The organism is Helicobacter sp. CLO-3 (assembly GCF_001854545.1).
Classification (GTDB): domain Bacteria; phylum Campylobacterota; class Campylobacteria; order Campylobacterales; family Helicobacteraceae; genus Helicobacter_B.
Genome location: NZ_MLQN01000017.1, coordinates 23,579 through 47,814 on the forward strand (window position 1 = coordinate 23,579; position 24,236 = coordinate 47,814).

Annotated in this window: 24 protein-coding genes; 7 read left to right on the forward strand and 17 right to left on the reverse strand. The window is 44.8% G+C overall.

Features of this window, described 5'->3' with window-relative positions; translation table 11 throughout:
* Positions 1–4: 4 nt before the first annotated feature.
* The 6 genes from BKN38_RS05705 to BKN38_RS05730 all read right to left on the reverse strand — a co-directional run bounded on the left by BKN38_RS05705 (position 5) and on the right by BKN38_RS05730 (position 7,287).
* Complete coding sequence (locus tag BKN38_RS05705) at positions 5–517, reverse strand: YhcH/YjgK/YiaL family protein (RefSeq protein WP_066453650.1); 513 nt, start codon at positions 515–517, stop codon at positions 5–7.
* 185 nt (positions 518–702) lie between these two features.
* Positions 703–2,397: a lactate permease LctP family transporter gene (locus BKN38_RS05710; RefSeq protein WP_070957730.1), complete on the reverse strand. Its 1,695-nt coding sequence runs from the start codon at positions 2,395–2,397 to the stop codon at positions 703–705.
* 459 nt (positions 2,398–2,856) lie between these two features.
* Positions 2,857–4,713, reverse strand: a complete 1,857-nt coding sequence (traF, locus tag BKN38_RS05715) for a conjugal transfer protein TraF (RefSeq protein WP_082942417.1) — start codon at positions 4,711–4,713, stop codon at positions 2,857–2,859.
* 170 nt (positions 4,714–4,883) lie between these two features.
* Positions 4,884–5,537, reverse strand: a complete 654-nt coding sequence (locus tag BKN38_RS05720; RefSeq protein WP_066453637.1) for a hypothetical protein — start codon at positions 5,535–5,537, stop codon at positions 4,884–4,886.
* A 55-nt stretch (positions 5,538–5,592) separates the two neighbouring features.
* Positions 5,593–6,588, reverse strand: a complete 996-nt coding sequence (locus BKN38_RS05725; RefSeq protein WP_066453634.1) for a cytolethal distending toxin subunit B family protein — start codon at positions 6,586–6,588, stop codon at positions 5,593–5,595.
* A 15-nt stretch (positions 6,589–6,603) separates the two neighbouring features.
* A complete protein-coding gene (locus BKN38_RS05730; RefSeq protein WP_143000217.1) occupies positions 6,604–7,287 on the reverse strand; it encodes an RICIN domain-containing protein in 684 nt (227 codons plus the stop codon).
* A 501-nt stretch (positions 7,288–7,788) separates the two neighbouring features.
* Between BKN38_RS05730 and thrB the strand changes: the two genes are divergently transcribed.
* Positions 7,789–8,694: a homoserine kinase gene (thrB, locus tag BKN38_RS05740; protein ID WP_066453620.1), complete on the forward strand. Its 906-nt coding sequence runs from the start codon at positions 7,789–7,791 to the stop codon at positions 8,692–8,694.
* Positions 8,695–8,822: 128 nt separating this feature from the next.
* On the opposite strand, the gene BKN38_RS05745 is transcribed toward thrB, so the two are convergent.
* The 6 genes from BKN38_RS05745 to BKN38_RS05770 all read right to left on the reverse strand — a co-directional run bounded on the left by BKN38_RS05745 (position 8,823) and on the right by BKN38_RS05770 (position 14,695).
* Complete coding sequence (locus tag BKN38_RS05745) at positions 8,823–9,530, reverse strand: hypothetical protein (protein ID WP_143000218.1); 708 nt, start codon at positions 9,528–9,530, stop codon at positions 8,823–8,825.
* A 202-nt stretch (positions 9,531–9,732) separates the two neighbouring features.
* Positions 9,733–10,395, reverse strand: a complete 663-nt coding sequence (locus BKN38_RS05750) for a glycosyltransferase family 39 protein (RefSeq protein WP_070957732.1) — start codon at positions 10,393–10,395, stop codon at positions 9,733–9,735.
* 183 nt (positions 10,396–10,578) lie between these two features.
* Complete coding sequence (gene gmhA / locus BKN38_RS05755; protein ID WP_066453612.1) at positions 10,579–11,148, reverse strand: D-sedoheptulose 7-phosphate isomerase; 570 nt, start codon at positions 11,146–11,148, stop codon at positions 10,579–10,581.
* 120 nt (positions 11,149–11,268) lie between these two features.
* Positions 11,269–12,684: a D-glycero-beta-D-manno-heptose-7-phosphate kinase gene (gene rfaE1, locus BKN38_RS05760; RefSeq protein WP_066453609.1), complete on the reverse strand. Its 1,416-nt coding sequence runs from the start codon at positions 12,682–12,684 to the stop codon at positions 11,269–11,271.
* A 31-nt stretch (positions 12,685–12,715) separates the two neighbouring features.
* Positions 12,716–13,816 carry an ADP-glyceromanno-heptose 6-epimerase gene (gene rfaD / locus BKN38_RS05765; RefSeq protein ID WP_082942415.1) on the reverse strand — a complete coding sequence of 367 codons (1,101 nt, stop codon included), beginning with the start codon at positions 13,814–13,816 and terminating at the stop codon, positions 12,716–12,718.
* A 225-nt stretch (positions 13,817–14,041) separates the two neighbouring features.
* A complete protein-coding gene (locus BKN38_RS05770) occupies positions 14,042–14,695 on the reverse strand; it encodes a D-glycero-beta-D-manno-heptose 1,7-bisphosphate 7-phosphatase (RefSeq protein ID WP_233712839.1) in 654 nt (217 codons plus the stop codon).
* A gap of 322 nt (positions 14,696–15,017) precedes the next feature.
* Here BKN38_RS05770 and BKN38_RS10640 point away from each other — a divergent pair, with 322 nt between their 5' ends.
* The 4 genes from BKN38_RS10640 (at position 15,018) to BKN38_RS05785 (ending at position 18,058) form a co-directional block, all read left to right on the forward strand.
* Positions 15,018–15,890 carry a hypothetical protein gene (locus tag BKN38_RS10640; RefSeq protein ID WP_233712840.1) on the forward strand — a complete coding sequence of 291 codons (873 nt, stop codon included), beginning with the start codon at positions 15,018–15,020 and terminating at the stop codon, positions 15,888–15,890.
* A gap of 43 nt (positions 15,891–15,933) precedes the next feature.
* Positions 15,934–16,749 carry a hypothetical protein gene (locus tag BKN38_RS11905; RefSeq protein WP_233712841.1) on the forward strand — a complete coding sequence of 272 codons (816 nt, stop codon included), beginning with the start codon at positions 15,934–15,936 and terminating at the stop codon, positions 16,747–16,749.
* Between the two features lie 10 nt (positions 16,750–16,759).
* Entirely contained in the window at positions 16,760–17,605 is an 846-nt protein-coding gene (locus tag BKN38_RS05780; RefSeq protein WP_066453606.1) for a hypothetical protein, read from the forward strand.
* 90 nt (positions 17,606–17,695) lie between these two features.
* Positions 17,696–18,058 (forward strand): hypothetical protein, encoded by a 363-nt coding sequence (locus BKN38_RS05785; RefSeq protein ID WP_070957733.1) that lies wholly within the window; start codon positions 17,696–17,698, stop codon positions 18,056–18,058.
* A gap of 90 nt (positions 18,059–18,148) precedes the next feature.
* On the opposite strand, the gene BKN38_RS05790 is transcribed toward BKN38_RS05785, so the two are convergent.
* The 4 genes from BKN38_RS05790 to BKN38_RS05800 form a co-directional block, all read right to left on the reverse strand.
* Positions 18,149–18,850, reverse strand: a complete 702-nt coding sequence (locus BKN38_RS05790) for a sulfite exporter TauE/SafE family protein (RefSeq protein ID WP_143000220.1) — start codon at positions 18,848–18,850, stop codon at positions 18,149–18,151.
* A gap of 103 nt (positions 18,851–18,953) precedes the next feature.
* Entirely contained in the window at positions 18,954–19,115 is a 162-nt protein-coding gene (locus BKN38_RS11090; protein ID WP_156528180.1) for a hypothetical protein, read from the reverse strand.
* A 27-nt stretch (positions 19,116–19,142) separates the two neighbouring features.
* A complete protein-coding gene (gene mua, locus BKN38_RS05795) occupies positions 19,143–19,904 on the reverse strand; it encodes a nickel-binding protein Mua (RefSeq protein ID WP_066455171.1) in 762 nt (253 codons plus the stop codon).
* Positions 19,901–20,464, reverse strand: a complete 564-nt coding sequence (locus BKN38_RS05800; protein WP_066455169.1) for a hydrogenase/urease maturation nickel metallochaperone HypA — start codon at positions 20,462–20,464, stop codon at positions 19,901–19,903. The genes mua and BKN38_RS05800 overlap by 4 nt, the downstream gene beginning before the upstream one ends.
* 259 nt (positions 20,465–20,723) lie before the next feature.
* Between BKN38_RS05800 and ispG the strand changes: the two genes are divergently transcribed.
* A complete protein-coding gene (gene ispG, locus BKN38_RS05805; RefSeq protein WP_066455179.1) occupies positions 20,724–21,812 on the forward strand; it encodes a flavodoxin-dependent (E)-4-hydroxy-3-methylbut-2-enyl-diphosphate synthase in 1,089 nt (362 codons plus the stop codon).
* A 479-nt stretch (positions 21,813–22,291) separates the two neighbouring features.
* Positions 22,292–23,452 carry a pyridoxal phosphate-dependent aminotransferase gene (locus BKN38_RS05810; RefSeq protein ID WP_066456563.1) on the forward strand — a complete coding sequence of 387 codons (1,161 nt, stop codon included), beginning with the start codon at positions 22,292–22,294 and terminating at the stop codon, positions 23,450–23,452.
* A 591-nt stretch (positions 23,453–24,043) separates the two neighbouring features.
* On the opposite strand, the gene BKN38_RS11485 is transcribed toward BKN38_RS05810, so the two are convergent.
* On the reverse strand, positions 24,044–24,236 hold a 193-nt coding region (locus BKN38_RS11485), incomplete at its 5' end, for a hypothetical protein (protein WP_218117790.1).

Consider the following 24,236-nt stretch of genomic DNA (forward strand, 5'->3'; position numbering starts at 1 on the left):
AACGCTAAATCCATTTTGGCGACAATAGACTAAAAGGCACTTTTAGCACGCTTTTATACACTCTGATATCACCCAGCTCCTCCACCCCAAGCCCACCAGAATGCACATCCTGCGGGAAAAACACCGCCAGTGTCCCGCCTTGCAGATACAGCATCGAGCTAGTTTTAGGCGCATCATAGACTATGAGATCCCGCGCCTCATCATAGGGCTTTGCGATAGTGCATTCACTCGCACTTGCGATAGAGAAAAACTCCGCGCCCTTCACCACCAGCTGAAAATCGACATATTTTTTGTGCGTCTCATAAAACGCATAAGCAGAGGATTTCAGCGAATAAGACTGCTCTATGGCAAACACACCAGAATCTAGCTCGGTTTTACTCTCTTGCTGGGTGGCAAGGATGCGCTTATACACATCTGAAAGCGGGTCGCATGCCTTTGACAGATAGTCATAAATAGGCATCATGATAGGCGTGTCAAACATGGATTTCATATCCGTAAGCCTGCTAATAAAAGCCATAAATTCTCCTTAAAATGCTAAAAATGCAAAATGTCAAAATAAAGTGAAAAAAATAGCAAAAAGATAAAAAGTAGAGGCTTAAAAGGGCGCGCCACGCAAAAATAAGCGATGCAAAATAAGCGCCGCAAACGCGCAAGAGCACGCGCCACGCAAGCGCGCCGCCCTTTTAGCCAAAAGTAGCAAAACTAGTTTGCAGGGATGATCCAGCTAAGCCATGGCACAAATGCTATCGCATAAGTAAATATACCTATACCAATGACTAGGATGATAGAGTATTTCACCGTGAATCTAAAGAGTTCAGATTCCTTGCCTACCAAGCCAACCGCCGCGCACGCGATAGCAATACTTTGCGGGCTTATCATTTTGCCAACCACTCCACCTACAGAGTTTGCTGCGAGGAATAGCACTTCTGGTATGCCAAGCTGACGCGCTGTAAGCTGCTGCAAAGAGCCAAAAAGTAGGTTTGAGCTCGTATCGCTTCCAGTCAAGAATACGCCAATCCAGCCAACTATAGGCGAGAAGAACGCAAACGCATTGCCAGTCTCTGCGAGCGCTAGCGCTATGGTAGCCGAGATTCCGCTGTAGTTTGACACGAAGGCAAACCCCACAACAAGCGCGATGGTTAGAATCGCAAATTTCATCTCATTTAGCGTCTCGCCAAAAGTTTGGATAGCAGTAGAGACTTTTACCTTTAGCATTACCATTGTGATAAGCGCGACGATGAGGATTGATGTCCCCACAGTGTTTATAAGCGGGATTTCAAAGACTGATTTTACCGCAGTATCCTTGACTACAACCGGTGCTGTTTGGATGATACCAGCCAGCTCGCTGAAGCTAAACTTCAACACCAGCGCGCTTAAGATTCCAGCCTCTGCGGCGCGCGTGCCATCAGATAGCTTGCCTCCAGCCCCGACAAAAAGATCTTTAAACCAAGGCTGCGTCCAGATGACAATCACAGCGATGAGGATGACAAAAGGCATCCACGCCAAAACGATTTCTTTAGCAGAGTGTTTTTTGACTTCTAGCTGCGAGCTGCCGCCCACTTCTTCATCAAACTTAAACACATTTTTGGGCTGCCAAACGCGCAAAAATATCGCCACACAAGCGATAGAAACAACAGCCGATGCAATATCTGGCAGCTCTGGCCCAAGCTTTGTCGCAGTGATAAACTGCACGATAGCAAAGCTACCGCCTGCCACCAAACACGCAGGCCATGTTTCTTTCACGCCCTTAAATCCATTCATCAAAAACACTAGGAAAAATGGCACAAAAAGCGAAAGAGGCGGAAGCATATGCCCTGCCATTGCTGAAATTTTGATAGATTCTACGCCTACTGCTCCAGCCATCGCTGTGATAGGTATCCCCACCGCGCCAAACGCCACAGGAGCGGTGTTTGCTATCATACAAAGCCCAGCAGCATAAAGCGGGCGCAGCCCAAGCCCCACAAGCAACGCTGCTGTAATCGCCACAGGTCCGCCAAATCCGATAGCGCCTTCCAAAAACGCACCAAAGCAGAATCCGATAAGGATGACTTGCAGGCGCTGGTCTGGCGTGATAGCAATGATTGATTCTCGCAAAATATCAAAATAGCCAGATTTGACCGTGAGCTTATAGAGGAAAATCGCCGCGATGATGATCCAAGCGATTGGCCAAAGCCCATAAAGCGCACCATACAAGAAACTATAAAGCGCCTTGCTCACTGGCATATCATACACAAAAATCGCGATAATAATCGCAGATAGCACGGTGATAAGCCCCGCGGTATGACCTTTTAGCTTGAAAACGACAAGCGACACAAAAAACAAAATAATAGGCAAAACCGCCACAAGAGCGCTTAGCCACGCGCTACCCAAAGGGTAGTAAGACTGCATCCACTGCATTGCATGCTCCTTCATTAGATTGGAATAGCCTACACTCTACCATATTTTTTGCAGAAATTGCTTTTTGAGTAGTATTGTTGCGATACAAAAAACGATTGTGCTTAGAAATTAAACATTTTTTTAACCATTTTGCCTTTGAATGATGCGGCTTGGAAAAATTTCTAGTAATGCAAAATTTCACTAATAAGTTTTGTGATGTATATTTTATGGGGTAGATTCTCACACGATAAGAACGCAATCCGGAACACAATCAAGAAATTATTTTTAAGCAGATAAGACATTTGTGATTAGAACACTTTTTGCCAACACCAACAAGAACAGAATAAATTTGGTTTTGGCCAAAAATAAGACCTGATTGTCTATTATAAACGCACAAAAAATACACAACAAGCGATATATAAATCCATCGTGCAATATAATGCGCCTAGCAACTTCAAGCTTGAATTTTAATCCATAGCCCTAAAACGAAATATTTCCGCCAAGGCGCACATTTAGATAGCGCGGGAATCTATAGCCTTGCGCCTGCCCTAGCTCCGTGCCAGCCTGCACCGCGAGGTCCAAAAATCCTAGCAGATTTATCCCGCCTGTGATTATCAGCCCATCATCTTGGCGGATGTCTTTCATAAGCCCCGCGCGCAAGTCGATGATGGTTAGGTCAAACTTCACGCCCCCGCCTATCATCTGGCTGTATGGGCGCTGGTTGCTGTCACTTAGCATCTCGTTGCGCGTGAGATCCGCGTCAAACGCCGCGACAAAGCGCTTTTGGTTATACGCCATGCCGATGCGCATTTGCGGCTTTATCTCTAGCGTGCCAGTGGAGTAGGCGAATTTGGGCGTATTGACATTTTTTGCCACAAAGCCAAAGGTGAGATAGCGGAAATCGGGCAAATCTATCTCTAGCATCGTGCCTAGATCCACCGCGACATTTGTTTTGGTCTCAAAGGCACTTCCGGTGGTTAGATTTTTGCCAGCTTGGGTGAAGTTGGTGTTAGTCGAGAGCGCGACTTGGCTTAGCGCGTTGCTAGCGCTCATCAGCCGCACGCTAGCGCCGATGTTTAGATTTACATTTTTGAAATAAAAGGTGTGCGCGTAGCCGATAGGGATCTCATTTACCCAAAATGCGCGGGTGTAGAGCGAGTGCGCGTCGCCTTGATTTAGCGCGTATTCTAGCGAGTGCGCGCGGTAGGTGGCTTCATCGGATTCTTGGTAGCTGAAGCCGCTGCCACTCATGCCTACTTCATAGTATTTGCTGCCGCCTTGTATGATGAGGCGCATGCGGTTTGGGTCGGTTTTTATCGAGGTGCTTCCATAAAATGACGAGAAAAAGCCCACGCCAAAAGTGCCTAGCGTGCCGCGCAAGATGCCCGGCGCAAACTGGATCGCCACTCCATTTTGACTAGTGATGCTAAAGGTGTTTTCTTTTAGCACATCTTGGAGTGTGTTTAGGTCGCGGATGGCGGCGTCCATGCCAGCATCGCCGCCGAAGTTTATGTTTAGCCCAGAGATGTTGCCACTAGAATCCACTTTTAGATTCTCGAAATCTATGCTGCCAGCGGCGTTTGAGATGAGATCTTTGGAGGCTTGATCGAGGCTAGTTGAGCTATTTGCCTGCGTTTTGATATTGCCTATGAGTGTGTCCCAGCTTGTGCCTTTATTTTTGAAATCTTCTAGTTTGTCTGCTAGTGTCGCACCTGTGGCATTGGAGTTAGTTAAGGCAGAATCTAAGATTCCGGTGAAAGTATCTGCACTCGCGCCGCCTGTCCCGCCGCCCGCCGCCGTGCTAAGGAGGCTAGTGAATTTTTCTGCGCTTTGAGCGACATTGTTGAGATCGATATCTGCGATTCTATCGAGGTTTTTCTCGCGTATGCCGATGCCTACTGAATAGCCAAAGCGCACGCTGTTTTCCGCGCTCAAAAGCGCTGGGTTGTAATACAGCGCAAAGGGCGAGTTTTTGAGCGCGACGCCAGCACCGCCCATGCCAGCGCTCACATTTCCCATCACGCCAAACTCTAGCGCGTGAGTGGCTAGGGGTATCGCGCAAGCTAGCAGCGCGCCGCGCACCGCGCGCGCAAGATATGGCGACTTTTTTGCGCGCATAAAAAGCGCGCGAGAATCTGATATGGCAGAATCCAGTATAACAGAATCTAGTTTTTTGGATTCTGGTGTTTTGTATTTTGCGCTAGATTTTGTGATTTTAGATTCTAGCGCTTTGGATTTTTGCATTTTGGATTCCAATGTTTTAGATTCTCGCGCTTTGGCAGAATCCAAAAAGCGGAGCATTGTTTGCGAAGTGGTATTTTTTGGCATGTGCTTCATATTTGCTCCTTTGGCGCGCGGTTTGGTGTTTGGTGCGTTTTTGGTTTTGTCGCGCGGTAGTGATTTTGGATTATTATAGCGCGTTTGTTTATATGGATAGTTAAAATATCGGCTTTGACGCGCTTGGGTTTAGTATGCCAAATATCAAGCGTCAAAAGCCATGCTAGATTCTACAAGCTTGAAGGTTTGGCGTCGATGATAGGCGGTGTGAGAATCCACAGCCAGTGCAAATCTATAGGCACTCTTATGTCATTGTAGCAGGGCGCGATTTTTAGGCTTTGGGTGTTTTTTTTGTCAAAGTTAGATTCTGCTACTAGGCAGCCCTCCGCTGCGATGGATTGTATCTGAAATGCGCCGCTGGAGGTTGGCAGGAGTGAGAAAAGCGTGCGATGATCGCCATTTGCCACGCCCGCGCAATCGCCAAGCGCCGTCCAGAATCCATTGCTTATGAGGCATTTATCCGCCTGCTTGATGTGCTGAAACTGCACCGCACCAAAGGGATACTTTTTGCTAAGATAGCCCGGCAGCGGGACTTCTACCACATTCCAATTGACATCATCTTTTTTGCCGCCAGCATAGAGAAACTCGCCGGTAGTCATCGTGCGTATGGTCACAGATGCGTTGCTGATGCTTGCCTGCTTTTTGGCGGCTTGCGCGCTTGAGATTCCAGAGGCTATGATGAGCGCTGCCAAAATTGTTTTTGTCAAAATTGCTTTCGCCAAAATCGCTTTTGTCAAGCCCACCTCTACAAATTTTGCAAGTACAAATTTTACAAGCCCACTTTTTGCCAAATCCAGCCCAAAAATACCATTTCTTTGCTTCATATTATTTCCTTTATTTTTGTCGTTTGCGCTGCTTAAACGCTCATCTATACGCGCGCTACCTGCTTATATTTATAGGGATAAAATCCGAGTCAAAGGGCGCGCGGATGCTGCCATAGCCTAGATAGGCTTTTAGCGGTGGGGCGAGGTATGGATTCTCGCCGGAGTTGCCGCTTATCGCATAGTCTAGATTCCCGCCGCTTTTGCGCGTGGGGGTGCTGGTGGCGATGATGTTTATGCGCTCTTGTATTTTTGGCGCGATGGAGGCTTGCAGGGCTTGGGGCGTCGTGCTGAAGCTGCCAGCGACTAGCCATTGGATGTCATTAGCATTTGGCATCGCGGCGAAAAAATCCAGCACCGAGCCCAAAACTTTGGCAGAATCCGCGCTTTTTTTGCTAGCAAAATCTGCGCTCAAAAACACATCCTCGCCAAGCCTTATGCCAAATAGCGGGGGCGTGCGCTTGTCGTATGGCTTGATGATAAACATCTCTTGCGCGCGCTTTTTGCTGACAATGGCTAAGTTTAGCTCCTGCGCGCTAGCATCCGCGCGGACAAAATACACAAACACACTGCCGATGCCCTTGCCTAAGTCCCATTGGTATTCGTGGATGGGGATGGTGTTGGCATAGGGCAGAGTGAAAGTGTTTAGAAAAGTAGCAAATGCAGGCATCGCGCTGACCCTTTGCAGCAGCACGATATCCGCGCCATTATTCCCCATAAGCAGTGCGCGGATGGTGTTGTTCCATTTTTGCTCGATGGATACTTGCGCGCCCCTGTGCGACTGCGCGCTGTATGGGCTGCCTAGATTCCAAGAGGCGATTTTATACGCGCGCATATCTGCGTGGCAAACCGCGCTGGTAAAGGCGATAAGTGCGATAAACAAGACTTTGAGACGCGTGGTAGTTCTAGTGGCTTTTGTGATTTGCGTCATCTTGGCTATTTTGGCGGCTAGATTCTGGCACGAATGGGTTAGAATCTGGCGTGCGGTTAGATTCTCGCACAAGGTGCTTGAATTCTCATTAGGGCGGCGCGGATTTTTGCATAAATTTCTCATATCAATTGCTCCGTGTTATGGTTGTAGCACTATTGGCGTGGGCTTGATAAATGGCGGGATGATGCTCCATTGCTGCTCGGTGTTTGCGATGTTTAGGCATTTGCCTAGGCTTAGGGGCAAGTCTGTTCTTTTGTGCATGCCGGTTTGCAGGCATAGCTGATTTACCGCGCTTTGTATTAGCACCGCGCCATTTTGCATAGGCAGTATGCGGAAAAACTGGTTTGGGTTGTTCGCATCGCAGGGGCAGTGTATCGCGCCGCTGCCATAGGCGTTTAGGCAGGTGCGCGTGAGCTTATTGACAAATCGCACGAAGCCATCGCCGATATTTTGCATATTCCAGTTAAACGCATCGCCGAAGTTTGCCTGAAATGATGCAGAATGCACCCACACCCAGCTAGCCTCCGCGCTAGAATACGCGCTTATCACGCCACCGCCTTGATTGATGATAGCGACAAAATCCCTAGGGTCGCCTACTAGCGGGGCGAGCGGCTTGTCCCCATAGTGAATAAAGGATGGAATCTGCTGCTTTGTGGGCGCTACGGGCTTGGTGCCAATCCCCAGCGGGTCATCAGCGGTGATGACAAGCTCTTTCATGGAGTGATTGGCAGTGTCAAATGGCTTGGATGAAGTGCCGCGACAGCCGATAAATAGCATCACAAGTGATATGAGCGTAAAAGCTGCCAAGGTTATTTGGGTCATCGCGGAGAATATTGTCGTTGAGAACGCAAAAAATGCGCGCGGAGTTTTTCCTCGCACCAAAATCTTTCCTCGCGCCAAAGTTTTTAAAAAGCCTCCAGAAAATCGCCCCCCAAATCGCTTAAAAAATTGTCCCCAAAAGTGCGTGATAGAGATGTTTTTATCCAATGTCTGCTCCTTAGAATCTTTTCATTTTCTGCTGGATTCTGCCAAGATTGTGGCTTGTGGCATCACAAAATGCTATATTATAGCAAAAAGCACCCAAAACGCGCATAAAAACGCATAGCAAAATAAAGTCCAAGTTTGTGTGGCGTGGCGTGGTGCGTGCGGCATTTTGCCTAAAACTTGTCGCACAAAATATCAAAACAGATTCTGCCAAATCTCAAACCTAAGCTTATTTTGATATAATCCGCGCAAAGTTTTGAAATCGTGGCTTTTATACAAACTAAAGCCAAAGCCCAGAATCCAGAATCTACACAAATCCAAAAACACAGAGGTTTTATTATGATTATCAGCGTGCCTGCCACTAGCGCAAATCTCGGTCCCGGGCTTGATGTGCTGGGGCTTAGTCTGGATTTTCGCAATGAGTTTAGCATCACCAAAGCAAATGCCACGAGCATCGAGATATATGGCGAGGGCGAGGGCGTGGAGCGCTTCATCATAGATAATATGTTTGTGAAAATTTTTCGCAAGACGCTAGGCGAGCTTGGCGGCGATGCCAAGCAGCATTTTCGCTTCGTCTTTAGCAACCAAATCCCCGTCTCGCGCGGCATGGGTAGCAGCTCGGCAGTCATCGTGGGCGCTATCGCGGCGGCATACAAAGTCGCTGGGCTAAAAATCGATAGAGAATCCATCCTCGAGCGCGCGCTAAAGCATGAGCCACACCCGGATAATATCACGCCAGCAACCTTTGGCGGCTTCAATGTGGCGATGCTTGGCACTGGCACTGATAGTGGCAAAGTCTTTCACCTAAGGCATGATATGCCTTCATATTTGCGCGCGGTGATGGTGATACCAGACCGCTCTATCTCTACCAAATACTCGCGCCAAACGCTACCCAAAAAATACGCGAGCCATGATGTCGTGTTTAACATGTCGCGCACGAGTATGCTCGCGATGGCTATCATGCAGGAGAAATGGGATCTGCTCGCCCTCGCTAGCCAAGATAGGATGCACCAAGACCGCAGGATGCGCCAATATCCCATACTTTTTAGCGTGCAAAAATGTGCGCTGGAAAATGGCGCGCTGATGAGCACGCTATCTGGGAGCGGGAGCAGCTTTTTTAACCTTTGCTTTGATAAGGATATGAGTCATCTTTTGCAGACGCTTCAAAAGAAGTTTTATCGCTTCCGCGTGGTGCCTATGCGGCTAGATAATGAGGGGCTGATGATGCTAGATGAGCGGGTGTAGATTCTGGGATTTTGGCGAGGTTTGACCATAAATCCAACACAACAATAGTCTATAAGGTGTTATATATCCAAAAACCATGCAAAATATCTGCGCCATTTTTATAATATACAAAAACCTTTCCAGCTAACTCACTTTTTGTGCGCGATTCTTGCAAATATAACTCCATCTCTGGTATCTATTTCAAAATCTGCTATATTAGAGAAAGAGCTCCCTACCATTTCTATAAAATCTTTCTGCCACTCTGGTGTATGGTTTATTGTTATAAACCATACATTTTTGCCGCCACCAAAAGCCTGCTGCATTTTGTTTTGAAGTAACTTTATATCCATATTAAGGTCTACCACTTCATGTGGCAACACAACATTATCTATGTAGCTATAATATAAAAAACCAGCTCGCGTTGTTGGGGCAACAAATATTGCATCATTTGGTGTAGCGCTATTTGCTATGTTTGTTATGTGCCTATGTGTTTGTTGATACATAAAAAATTGATGTTTGATAATGGGCTTTTTATAGGCCACAAATGCGGCGATAGTTATCGTGGCCAGCAAAAGATTGGCAATGATTCTGATATAAAATTTTTTGCTAAGATGCAGCGCGCATAAAAAATAACATATAGAAATATAAAAAATCACCGACATAAAAAGCGATAATCTGCCTCCAATAACGCCTTGACTTCCAAATGGGTATATTGCAAAAAAACTCAAAGATAGATATATAACAAAGCTCAATATACAAATATACAATATATCTTTGCGTTGTTTGCAAAGTGCAAATAATCCAAGAATAAAAGCAAGTACATAAAAACGAATGGCATTTATTGAGGAAAATGGCATAAATCCTTTATATACCTCAAGCCAAACTTCTTTTATAAATTTGGAATATTCTTGTATGTGATGCGGAAAAAAAATGGTTGCCAAAAACTATAAAATGCACTTGAAGACTGAAATTTGATGTATAAAAAATAATAAACTATAAAAATGACTACAGGCAGCGCAAGATAGAAAAAGTTTTTAAGACAATATTGGAGGGCGAGTTTTAGGCGAAATCTTTGTAGATTCTGTGGATTATCAGGCGAACTTTTGGCATCGCTGCTTGATATATATATATATATATGATTAAGAATGGAATAATCAAAAATATCGCTGTATTAGAAAACAATATACAAATGCTAGCGATAATGCTAAATGCACGCAAACTAGTATTGCGGATATAGAGGTAAAGAAGCAAAAATCCTATAAATGCTTCGATGCCATATTGTTTAAACTCGGTGCTGTAATGCAGTAGCCCCATAGAGCCAACCACCAGGGCAACAAATGCCAGTGTGCCAAAATCATCAAACAACCGCTTGCCAATCATATAAGCTAGAATCAATGTGCCTACACCACATATAAGAGGTAAAAAATATAAAACATGTTCGCTATATCCAAACACCACGCCAAGCAGTTTGGTAAAAGCTAGAAAACCAAGCGGAGCGGCTTGTGGAAGCCAATCCACCGTAGTTGGTAATGGTTTGAAAAAAATCTCACTAAATGGAATGCTATATATACTCAAAGCAAGCAGCGCTTCATCATGCCACAAATCTTTATGCCAAATATAATTATAAAGCCTAGCGATGATGCCTAGTGCGATAAGTAAAATAGCCAGAATCTTATAAATATTATTGGCGTTTTCTTTGAAATAATTAAAAATATTTTTCAAGGCAATCCTTCCATAATCTAGGCTAAAAAGTCCGAATTGTAGTCAAAATAAGCTTAAAAATTTATCTTGATTTTAGACTGCATATCGATGATATTTTGATGTATAAAAGCGTATCAAATCAGCTCAAAATAAGACTACACAAAGCCAGTGCTAGATACCAGCGCGTGTTTTTGGCCTGCGAGCCTAATACCCCGCTTCGATGAGTCCGCAGAGGATGTGGATGACTAGTATATGCGCTTCTTGGATTCTGGGTGTGTTGGCGCTTGGGATGATAAGGTTTAGGTCGCATTTTTCATTCATCGCGCCACCATCGCGCCCGCTTAGCCCCATGCAGTAGCAGCCTATGTTTTTGCCGCTTTCAAAGGCTTTTAGCACATTTTGCGAGTTGCCGCTGGTGGAGATGCCAAAAAGCACATCGCCTTTGTTTGCGATAGCCTCGACTTGCCTTGAGAATACAAACTCAAACCCATAGTCATTGCCTATCGCGCTCATCGCAGAAGTGTCGGTGGTGATGGAGATTCCGGGCAGTGCTTTGCGCTCTTTTTTGTAGCGCCCGCTTAGCTCTGCGGCGAAATGCTGCGCGTCTGCCGCGCTTCCGCCATTGCCAAACATTATGACTTTGCCACCGCTTGCTAGCGCTTTGTTTAGCACGAGTGCGGCTTCTTGTATTTTGTCTTTCAAGGCGTCTTTGGTGGCGCTTAGCGTTTTGATGCTTTCTTCCATTTCGCTAGTGATAAATTCTATGTCTTTCATGTTTGCTCCTTTGTGTGATTATGCGATTTGCGCGCGCGGGGCGGATTCCAGAATCTAGATTCTAGCACAAATCCCGCGCGCAAGTTTTTGCCAATACTCAATAGCGCGCCAATAGCTCCACTACGCCTTTTTGATGCGCTCTATTATGCTAGTGCTAGATTTCCCTTCGATGAAATCTATCAGCACCACCTCTTTTGCCACATCACTGCCTACCACTTCTTTGTCCTTGTAGTCAGCGCCTTTGACAAGCACATCTGGCACGATGCTTTTGATGAGATTTATCGGCGTATCCTCATCAAAAATCACGACAAAATCCACGCATTCAAGCGCGGCAAGGATGGCGGCGCGATCATCTTGGGCGATTATAGGGCGGCTCGCGCCTTTTAGCCTTTTTATAGAGGCGTCGCTATTTAGCCCGACTATCAGCATATCGCCTAGCTCGCGCGCTTTTTGCAGATATGAGATGTGCCCGCGGTGCAAAATATCAAAGCAGCCATTGGTAAAAACCACCTTTTTATCATCAAAAGAAGGCAGCAGCACGCTAAGCTCACTTTGTGAGATCACCTTAGAATCCGCATAAGTGCCATTATGCAAAAACTCGATTATCTCGCTTAGGCTTGCAGTCGCGCTTCCTATCTTGCCTATCACCACCGCCGCGGCAGCGTTGGCAAAATCGCATGCCTCAAAGATACTTAGCCCATTGCTTAGCGCAAAGCCAAGTGCCGCTATCACCGTATCACCTGCACCTGTGACATCATAGACTTCTTTGGCGATGGTTGGGGATTTGACAAGCTTTTTTTTATCAAGGATAGCGATGCCTTCTTCGCTAAGTGTCACTAGGCAGATTTTTAGATCGCAGGTTTTTTGAAGCTTTTTCATAGCCTCTTTTAGATTCTCATCATTATTTATTGGCATTTGCGTGGCGACGCTGGCTTCTAGCTTGTTTGGCGTGAGTAGCGTAGCACCTTTGTATTTGGCATAGTCGTTGCCTTTGGGATCTACGAGCACGATTTTGCCTTCACTTCTTGCTAGCTCGATGATGCGCTTTGTGAGCGCTGGGGTTAGCAAGCCTTTGGCATAGTCAGATAGTATCACTGCGTCAAACTCGCGCATTTTGTGCGCTATGGAAGAATAAATCTCTTCTTGTATGTCGCTGTCTATGTCGGCGGATTCTTCCCTATCCACGCGCAAAACTTGCTGATTTGCGATTAGGATTCTGCTTTTTTGCGTGGTGGGGCGCGATTTTACAGGGATTATGTGATTGACATTTATTTGGAGCCTATCTAGCTCTTGTATAAGCCATTTGCCAAACTCATCATCGCCTATCACGCCACACATACTTACCTTTGCGCCAAGGCAGCTTAGGTTTGCGCCTACATTGCAAGCACCACCTAGGCGGTTGTTTTCGTCCTTGACATTGACGACTTGCACGGGCGCTTCAGGCGAGATGCGCGTGCATTTGCCCCAGATATAATGATCCACCATCAAATCGCCAATCACTAGAATCTTTGGGGCTTTGTTGTGAAGATTTATCATGTTTGTCCTTTGTGTTTTGCTTGGGTTTGTGCTATTTCCCGCGCGCTTTTAGATTCTCATAAATCCTATAAATCTCTGGGATATACGCTTTTATGCCTTCTTCTAGGCTAAACGCGCTCTCATAGCCAAGCTCTGCCTTGCTAAGCGACAAATCCGCCTGCGTATGCGTCTGAAAAAAGCTATAAGGATTTTTAATATATTCTAGCTCAAAATCGCCCAAATCCGCCAAATTTTTTGCTTTTGCGAGCGCGCTTAGCTCTTTTTGTAAAATCGCTATGATGTCATTGAAGCTCCTGCTAACGCCAGATCCGACATTATAGATTCCGCCCTTTGGCGCGCTCATCGCCAGCACATTTGCCGCCACCACATCATCGATATACACAAAATCCCTCCTCTGCTCGCCAAACTCAAAAAGCTTCACCTTTTTGGATTCTAGCGCCTGCAAGCCAAGCTGCAAAATCATAGACGCCGTTTTGCCTTTGTAATACTCGCGCGCGCCATAGACATTGAAATATCTTAGCCCGATGATTGGCGCACTTGGCTCATTCGCGAGAATTTTTCGCACGCTATTATCCATCGCAAGCTTTGAGAATCCATAGATATTTTCTGGCTCCTCGCCAAAGCCTATGCGATTGGGCGCTGGCGTGTTGCCATAGGTGCCAGCCGAGCTTGCATAAATCATGCGCGCGCCCTTTTTTAGCGTGATATGCAAAAGCTCCAAAAACGCGTGGTGATTGGTTTTTATCATCAGTTTTTGGTTTTCTAGCGTGGTGTCAGAGACGGCTGCCTCATGGAAAACATAATCAAAATGCAGCGCCTCTAGCATCTCTAGCCCATCATTTATATCAAGTGCCAAAATATCGCCATCAAAGCCGATGAGATTTTTGAAATGCCCGAGTGATGAGGGATTGCCGCTTGGGAAAAATGTGCCATCGCGGAATTTATCTAGCACGATGATGCGCGCGCCCGGATGATGCGCTCTGAAATACGCTACAAGCGAGCTTCCGATAAATCCAGCACCGCCGGTGATTAGTATCGTTTTGCCTTCCAGTTTTGGTAGCCTATCTTTTGGGATATTTGGCGAAGGAATATAGCCTGCGTGGGTGCTTGGCGCGCTGTTTTTGTCGCTCATTTGGTGCTCCTTGTTTGGTTTTAGATTCTGCTGTTTTGGATTTTTGCGTGATGCGCGATATTTTGCATTGCGAGATTTTAGCAAAATTTAGATTCTAGCGCTAGAATCTAAATCCCAAGAATCTAATCTTGCAATTTTCATCCTCGCAATTTTCACCCTCACAATTTTTACCCTCGCAATTTTTACCTTCGCAATTTTTACCTTCGCAATTTTCAGATTTGCATATCACGCTTGCAAAATCCCATTCATCACCTCTTTTATCTCTTTGGTATTCGCCACGATATGCAGGTTTGATATGCCAGCGACCTGCTCTTTTGGCGCCTTGCCCACGAGAATCTTATACCTTATATCCGCCTTTTGCCCAGCTTGTATATCGCTAATTTTATCGCCGATAATAAAACAATCGCCAAGCTTTATATCATAATCTTTTTTCGCCTGCTCTATCATGCCTGTCTTTGGCTTGCGGCAGGTGCAGTCCTCTTTGGGATCGTGCGGGCAAAAATAAATGCTATCAAAGCCAAAGCCAAGCTTTCTTTTTAGCTCATTTTGCATATATGCGCTTAGCGTTTTGAAGTCTTGCGTGGTGTAAAATCCGCGCGCGATGCCGCTTTGGTTGGTGACGACAAAAAGCAAAAAGCCCTTTTCTTTGCAAAATTTTAGCAGGTCAAAAATGCCCTCATTAAACACAAAATCCTCTTGCCTATAAACATAGCCAAAGTCCCTATTTATCACGCCATCTCTATCAAAAAACACAGCCTTTTTGACTTCTTTCATATATGCCTTTCCTGGGGTTATGTTTTTGATATATCCTAGCGATTTTGCAGAATCCAAACAACCCATATTATAGATTTTAGCTAATTTTGCGATTTTGTTTATCATAGTTTGGCAAAAACTTCACTGCGTTTTACTAAATGCATTTTCCTTATTTTATCATTTTTTCGCCCTATCTTAAATATTTTCTTTGCTTGCTTTTTATACTAAATTTTGTTTCTTTTAGTATCAATTACGTAAAAATATTTCAAAAAAATCGTTTTTTTTTTTTTGATTTTTTATGGTTTGGCAGATAAAATCTCGCTGATTATGTTTGCATCAATTTTAGATATACAAAAAGCCAAGATAACCCACAAATGCAAGTTAAGGCAGAATCTAAAATTTGAATATGCAACAAAAACGAGAGTAAATTATTGCAAAGGAGCAAAATATGGAAAAAGTCCTAGAACATATAGACACCAAAGATGCTGAACGCATCGACTTATCAAACAATGATTTTGATAAGGTGGAAGTCGAGCTAGAAGCACTATCCAAAAAAGAGGCGCTGCGCATAAATATCGATACAGGCTTGGAAAATGCGCTAAAAGAGATGGAAGAGCTAGAATCTCAAATGCCAAAAGAGCAAGGCAAAAAGCTTTTGGAACTTTGCGAGAAAAATGTGCTTGATACGGTGCTAGGGCAGTTTGGCTTGGGGAGCTGGGTATTGGACGCACAAGATGGCGGAAATGTAAATACTACGCGTAATGTCAGAAAAGGTATTTATGCCAATGAAAAAGAAAAGCGAGCTTATGAAAATCGAGGAGAATATATTTCTAGAAAATATCACTCACATGAAAAATACAAGGAGATAAATAAAAAGCAAGGAGAGTTAAAAGAAGAAGGTAGGCTAAAAGATTATATGACAGGCAAAACACTTGACCCAAACACCGAAACGCATTTAGACCATATAGTAGCCGCAAAAACAATACATGATGATAGGGCTAGGGTTTTAGCAGAAGCGGACGGTCTAAGTCTTGCCAATAAAGAATCAAACCTCAAAATGACTGATGCATCACTCAATATGTCTAAAAAAGCAAAAACTGCTGATGAATTTTTGGCAAGAAGAGATGAGCGCATAAGAGAACTTAAGAGAGTCAAAGAAAAAAGAGGCTATCTCACAGAAAGCGAGCAAAAAGAGCAGATAAAGCTCGATAAGCAAAAAGAAATCAATGATGAAGAGTTTAGAAGGCAGTATGATGAATCCAAAAAAGAGATAGATTCTAAAGTGGATAAAGCTTACTATACAAGCAGCAAACCATATTAAAGAAGCTCTTAAGACAGGTGCAAAAGATGCAGCAAAGATGGCTTTGTGGTCTGCTGTTGGCATTGTGATGACGAAGTTTATACAAGGGCTTTTTATAGAGCTTAGAGCTACATTTCAAAATAGAGGGAATGAAAGCCTAAAAGAGATTTTCCATCGCTTCAGAGAAAGAATGTCTGCCATCATAAAAGATATAAAGGCAAAATGGAAAGAAATATTTACTGGGTCTATTGAAGCTGGGGTCATGGCATTTTTATCAAATATTGTGGTGTTTGCGATAAATATTTTTGCCACTACACTAAAAAAGATGACAGCGATCATTCGCGCTGGCTTTGTTTCACTATGTCAAGCGATAAAAACCATCATAAACCCACCAGAAGGCTTATCAAAAGATGATGCGTATTATGAAGCACTAAAAATAATCACAGCGGGACTTATAGGCGCGATATTTTTGGGATTTTCTGAAGTAGTGAAGGGTTTTATCACAACTTCTTTGCCTTTGCTTATTCCTTTTGCCGACCCGCTATCTGTTACACTTACGGCTCTTGCTGGCGGGTTGCTTACGACTATTGCGATTTATTTCATGGATAAACTGCGAAGTGAGGGCAAAATAGCAAATCTGCAAATCAAGATGATGGGGCAAAGCGGTTTGATTAGGGATTATCGAATCGCGCAAACGCTAATAGTATTTGATGATGCTATCGAGCATGTGCAATCAGTGACGATAAAGTCAGTGCAGCATTTTAGCTATTCTGTGCAGCGCATGGATTCTAGCTTGCAGAATCTAAAGGATAGCCATGCTGATGCTGATGAAGTGCTCGCTCGCAATAATGAATTGCTAAAAAATCTCAATACCAAATAAGGAGAATCCAATGGATACAAAAACCACAACAGAAATCGTAAATTTCGCGCAAAAAGAGTTGGGCAAAATTGACTCAAACCAGCAACTGCAAATCATACAGGAAACAAGACTAGTAATATGTGATATGCTAGAACAGGCAGAAAATGCGCTAAAAGAGTCTGAAAATTTTACAAGAAAAGCCACAGCGCATGCGGATAGGGGGATTGGAACGAAAATATGGGAAATGTTACCCGGCACAACAACTGGAGCAGAAAAGCAAGCTCGACTGAATACTGAAGCGATAATGGAGACCAACAAAGCAATTAGTTTTATAGCAAAAATACAACAAGAAACTATCAAATTTTTTACAAGTTCTTATGAAATGTCTATGGCTGCATATATGCTGCTATCAGAAGCTATGGCAAATGGATTTGAGGGTAGAGATGGTGAGATGATAGAGCTAAAAGGCAAGAAAAAGGAGCTTGCCTTGCAGCTTCAATCTACCATAGGAAATATGATTACCCAAAGAATGGAGACAAAAAAGGAATTGGAATTTATAGAAAGTCGATTGGATGAAAAAGATGATTTGGATGAAAGACAATCACAACAAATCCAATCCAATGCCGAGCGAATCCAAATAAATCTCGAGAGTATCGAGCAGCTAAAAGCAAGGAAGCAGGAAATCCTAGAACGCCTAGAGCAAAAAAGCCAAATCGATGATGCGCAAGAGCAGAGAATCTCACAAAATACAAACTCCATAAATGACCTTTATCAGCAAGTAGGGCAAATACGCGGCGCTTTGAGCAAGCTGCCGATGATTATTAGCATTGTAGCACTTATTGCATCTTTGGCAAGTCTTACGCTTAGCTTGGATTAGATTCTATATTATTATGCCGCTAGATTAGATTCTGGGCGCGCCTGCATGCCCGCAGGCATTGGCCAAATAGACTAACCCAAAGGACTCCAAATGACCCTAGAAAAATTCCAAAAAATGGAGGAAGAAGAGTTGTTTAAATTTATAAAAAATATTTTTGATATAGTGAAGCTTTTGGGGCATTTTGCAAGATTGTGGGAGATAGGCAAAATCTATCGCTTGACTAATCTCGCGCGCAAGATAAAGGCAAAAGCAGACATCATATCTAGCGCCAAAGATAATTCGACAAAAGTGGATTCTGCTATGGAGGCGCTGGATTTGGTGCTGGAGTATAGGCGCGAAAATCCAAAGGATTTCGAAGATATTTTTGCTGCGCTAGAAAACATCTCACAAGACTACAAAAAAGATCCACAAAAACGCCAAGCGATAAAAGATCTGCTAGGCAAAATAGACTAGAATCCAGTTTTTTGTCTGTTGCTGCGAGGATTTAAAATTCCAATCATTCTACATAAATACGCATAGGCATATAAAATCCAGATTCAAAGCCTAGATTTTAGCAAGTCCTGCATAGATGTTTAGCAAGCCAAGTCCTAGCATAAACAAAAAACTTATCACAAAAAGCGTTTTTCTGTATTTGCTAAGCACGCTTCCAAGCGCGCCGATGCTAAGCATGGGTGCAAGCGTGCCAAGCCAAAACGCACTCATCACCGCCACCGCCCAAAGCGCACCAAGAACCATCGGCGAAAATCCCGCACTCCAGCTCAAAATCTGCTCTGGAATCTGCTCATTTAGCACATTTAGCGCAAAAAAATACACCAATCCACAAGGCAGCCAGCCATTTATCACGCCAATGCCAAAAAAACTAAGCCAAGAGCACGAGCGCAAAAGCTTGCCAAAAGCCCTTGAAAGCATGCCAAAAGAACCAATCTTGCTAGGCTCGATAGCGCGCAGGATTTTGGGAAAAAACGCAAAACAAATCGCATACAAAACAAGCAAAATCCCAACAATGAGCGACGCGCCACTGCGCCAAAAATGGCTAATCGCAAACGCCTTGCCAAGTAGCGCAAACGCCACGCCAATAGCCACATAGCTGCACCACCGCCCGACATTATACGCCAGATGCCCCCACCAGCGCGGGCGCTTGAAGCCGCTGTATGCGATGACTATCCCGCCACACATGCCGATGCAATGCCCGAGTGATAGGCTTAGCGAAGTTAAAAATATAAGCATCAAGCTATAAAATGCCAAGTGCGCCCTTTTGTTGGATTTGTTTAGTTTGCGAATTTTGTCCGATTTGCCAAATTTGTCTGATTTACTAAATTTGTTTGGTGGGATTTGTTTTGGATTCTGCTTAAAATGTCGCTCTGGATTCTGCCTCAAATCCTGCTTTAGATTCTGCGCCAGAATCCACTTTGGATTTTATTTTTGGATTTTGCTTTTGGATTTCGCTGGAGGATTCTGCACCAGAATCTACTTCGGATTCCGCGCAGGCTGGCAGCAAATAACTTACCACCACAGCCCGCTATTTTTCCAAGCCCCACTATTTCCCACCGCGCTTTTTATCGCGCTTTTCTTTATTTTCTTTAGCCTCTCTGGCTTCTTTGGCCTCCTTGCTAGCCTTTAGCATCTTTTTGAAATCATTCAAATCCTCATCGCTAAACACCATATCCTGCGGCTTTTTGACCTCATCACTAGAATCCTTGCTTTCAGATTCTAGCGCGCCCATGCCCTCAAGTGCGATCTCTGTATAAAAGTCGCGCAGCTCGATATTTAGCCGCTTGTTTTCTAGCTCGATTTTGGAGAGCTCGGCTTTTAGCGTGCGATTTTCTTTCAGCTCGACGCGATATTTTTTATACACATCCTCGCCAAACACCTTTTGCGCTGGCTTTGCTTTGGCGATAGAGCCATCTTTTAGATAAATTTCCACACTTTTCAAAGCGCCCGGAAGTATAGATTTGCGCGCTTGCTGCACATCGATGCTGTCTTTTTTGCTGTTGTTTATCGCTTGCTGCACGCTTAGGTCGTTGCGGAGTTTGGCGATTTCTTCTTTTATCTCACCCTTTTTGGATTCTAGTATTTTTAGCTCATCTTTTAGCGCGGATTCTTGCGCGCGGAGCTCTTTTAGCTTTTTTTGCGAGGCGAGGATTTCTTTTTTGTAGCTGTCAAACTCTTTTTGGAGCGATTGGCGTTTGTCATCGATGATGCCTGTGATTTCCCAGCATTCGCGTATCTCATCGATGCTTATAGAATCTGATTTTTTGATGATATCTTTTAGCAATTCTTTAGAATCTATCGTATTCATCGCGCCTCCTTGTTGCTTATTTGCGCTTGTGGCGCGCTTTTGTCGCTTATTTTGCTTGCTTCGCTTGTTTTGGCTGCCGCGCTCGCACCATTTGGCGCGCTTTCATCTGGCACGCCTTTTTCGCTCATCTCTAGGCGCAAAAGCATCATATCGCGCCCCTTTATGATACTCACGCGCTCGCTTCCACATCGCGGGCAAAGCGCGTAGTTTTGGTTCTCCGGGATAGATTGCGCGCCACATTTTAGGCATTCTAGCGTGATTGGCTCGATTTGTAAGGTAAGGCGCGCATTTTTGGCGTATTCGCTCTCCACCTTAAACGCCTCAAACGCGCTTTGCAAAAGTGCTGGCTCTATACCACTGCGCTCGCCCACGCCCACTATCACTTCATCGATATAAATCATCGGCTGGGCGCTGGCGCTATTTTCGCGCCCATCATCTTTACACTTATCATCTTCGCGTTTGTCATCTTCACGCCAATCATCTTGGCGCTTGCCATTTTCTATTTTGGCATACAAATCGCACTGCTCCAAAAGCGCGCTCACGACAGAGTATTCATGCATTGAGATTCCCTTGTGTTTGTGCTAGATTCTAGTCGTTTGGCTGACATTTTAGCACATCTCGCGCCAATTTGCATTTTTAGATTCTGCCATTTTAGCCAAATCTAGCGCGCAAATCGCTTGGCTGTGCTATAATGCCAAGCTTGATTATCGCACAAATCACAATCATAGAAAGGATGCGCGAATGAGCGATTCGCAAAATATGCAAAACACGACAAACACGCAAAACACGACAGATAAGAATCTAAGCCAAACCAATATCATGCCAGAATCCACGCTAAAACCGCGCTACAAAACAAAGCAGATTTTCGTGGGAAATGTGGCAATAGGCGGCGATGCGCCAATCTCGGTGCAAAGCATGACATTTACCAAAACGCGCGACATAGAAGCCACCAAAGCACAGCTTGATAGACTAGCACTCGCGGGCGCTGACATCGTGCGCGTGGCGGTGAGCGATCTCAAAGACGCGCACGCGCTAAAAGAGCTTCGCAAAGTCTCGCCTCTGCCGCTAGTCTCTGACATCCATTTTCGCTATGAATACGCGCTCATCGCGGCGGAGTCGGTGGATTGCATCCGCATAAATCCGGGCAATATCGGCAGCAAAGAAAAGATAAAAGCCGTCGCTGATGCGTGCAACGCGCGAGGCATCCCCATCCGCATAGGCGTAAATGGCGGGAGTTTGGAGAAGCAGTTTGATGAGAAATATGGCGCCACGCCAAAAGGCATGATAGAATCCGCGCTTTATAATGTCAAGCTGCTGGAGGATTTTGGCTTTACCAATATGAAAATCTCGCTAAAAGCTAGCGATGTCGAGCGCACTATGGCGGCTTATCGCGCGCTGCGCCCGCTTGTGCCTTATCCTTTTCACCTAGGCGTCACGGAGGCTGGGACGATGTTTCACTCCACTATCAAGTCATCCATGGCGCTTGGGGGCTTGCTGATGGAGGGCATAGGCGATACGATGCGCTGCTCTATCACAGGCGAGCTCGAGCAAGAAATAGCCCTAGCGCGCGCGATACTGCGATACAGCGGGCGCCAAAAGCAAGGCATCACCATCATCTCATGCCCCACTTGCGGGCGCATACAAGCAGACCTTGTAAGCATGGTAAAACAAGTAGAATCTAGGCTAAAACATATCAAAACCCCTCTTCAAGTAAGTGTGATGGGCTGCGCTGTAAATGCGCTAGGAGAGGCGAAACACGCGGATATCGCTATCGCTTTTGGGCACAAATCGGGCATGATAATCAAAGAGGGCGAAGTGCTAAAGAAACTGCCAGAATCCGCGCTTTTAGAAGAGTTTGTAAGCGAGGTGGAAAAAATGGCGCAAGAGAGAGCGGCGGATATGGCGTAGATTCTAGGGCGGCTTAGATTTTTAGATTTTAGATTCTGGCAAAAAGTCTTGCGGATTTGACACGACTTGGATTCTGGATTCTGGATTTTTTAGACTTTTAGATTTTTGAGATTCCGGCTTCTAAAATTTTGGATTTGTGGATTCTATATTTTGCAGAATCTAGAATCCAAGATTTTTAAATTCTAGCATTTTGGCGCGCTTTTATTTTGCGTTTTGTTTTTTTGCGCTTTTGTTTATTTTATGCGCTTTATTTTCTGTATTTTATTTTTGTAGAATCTAACCCGCGCTAGAATACGCAGGCAAAAGAATCTAGCAAAATAAATCTAGCCAAAATAATCCAAAAAGGCAAAATCTAGATTCTGCCAAGCGCGAGATTTAAGATTTGAGATTCGAGAATGGATTCAAGATTATGGTTTCCAAATTATAGTTTGTAGAAGGCGCGCAAATCATTTAGATAAATCCCAACACAAAGGCTGTTTATGCAACCACTAAACCCCAAAACCAAGCATTTCACAGAATCTATCATCCGCAAGATGACGCGCATTTGCCTAGCGCATGATGCGATAAATCTTTCACAAGGATTCCCGGATTTTGACCCGCCGCGCGAGCTTTGCGAGGCGCTAAGCGACATCGCGCTAAAAGGCCCACACCAATACGCCATAACCTCTGGCGCGCCAAACTTCCGCCAAGCCCTAGCCGCCAAAGCGCGGCATTTCATGGGGATAGATGTCAGCGAGGAGAATATTTTGGTCACTTGCGGCGGGACAGAGGCGATGATGGCGGCGATGATGAGTATTTGCGCGGAGGGCGATAAAGTCATCGTGTTTAGCCCTTTTTATGAAAACTATGGCGCAGATGCGCTGCTTAGCGGCGCGGAGGCTATCTATGTCCCGCTCATCCCGCCAGAATTTAGCTTTGATGCAAACGCGCTGGAGGATGCTTTCAAGCAGCGCCCCAAAGCCATCATCGTCTGCAACCCATCAAACCCCTGTGGCAAGGTATTTTCGCGCGAGGAGCTAGAATCCATACTTTTCCTAGCGCAAAAATATGATGCGTATATCATCATGGATGAGGTGTATGAGCACATCGTGTTTGCGCCGCACACGCACACCTACATGGCGTCGCTAAAAGGGGCGTTTGAGCGCACTATCTCTTGCTCCTCGCTTTCCAAAACCTACTCCATCACAGGCTGGCGCATAGGCTATCTTATTGCCTCGCCAGAGATTATTTCTTGCGCGCATAAAGTGCATGATTTTTTGACTATCGGCGCGGCGGCACCGCTGCAAGAAGCGGCGATAACGGGGCTAAAATTCCCCCAAAGCTACTATGAGAATCTGCGCGCGAAATACACCTCCATGCGCGATACATTTATAAACGGGCTAGAATCCCTGCAAATCGCGCACACCAAGCCGCAAGGCGCGTATTTTACGCTGGTGGATATTAGCGAGTTTGGCTGGGATGATGATGTGGCATTTTGCTATGCGCTGGCTGAAAAGGTGGGCGTGGGCGCGGTGCCGGGCTCTAGCTTTTTCAGCGAGCCAAATCATCGATGCATACGCTTTCACTTCGCCAAGCAAGAAAGCACGCTAAACGCCGCGCTCGAGCGCCTAGCGGATATGAAAAGGGTGATGAAAAAGTAGGGGGTAAATAATATGTGAAATCTGGATTCTTGGCTTACTTGCATGATGTAATAAATTTTTAGTGTGGCGCGCTTTTTGACTCTGCTTTCTTGGCACATTAAACAAAATCAAAAAAATAAAATAAAAAAGTCATTTAGTGCATCTGCCGCAACCCCATCTTTGCAGGATCTACCTCACACACAGAGCCTACGATGCCCCATGGCGCATCCTATTCCAGATCAAACAAAACTATTTTTAAAACCATTATGCGATTTGTGCTCCGATCAAACTAGCCTTGCTTGCATCCTCCTTCGCTCCGTCTTTTTCAAACACAAAAACTTACTACTAAATTACAAATTGCATTCGTGCTTTTATTCGCACTTGCTAGCTCAACACCATCGCAAAATGCCACTTTCCACTCTGCTCAAACTTTGTGCTTGACAATCATGACCGGCCTTGATATTTGAGCAAAATTCACTTAAGCCTAATCGTATTGTTTTTGCCCTATTTCATCTAAAAAAGGACTGGCGTTTTTAGCTCCTTAAATCCATAACCTATTGTCGTTTTTTGGGGGGGGGGGGGGGAAAAAACCTGTAAATAAAAAACCCAAATTTAAAGTTTTTTTCCCAAAAAATTTAAAATACTTTTGTAAGGGGTTTTTTGCTTTGGGTGAAAAGGGGTTGGGTAAAGGCCATTTAAGGTATTGTCTTTTAAAAAAACTCCGGACCCCGCGGGAGGTAGGGGAACTCCTTTTGCGTTCTCTTCTTTGAAAAAAAAACGTTCAACCTCCTCCTTTATCTCTTTT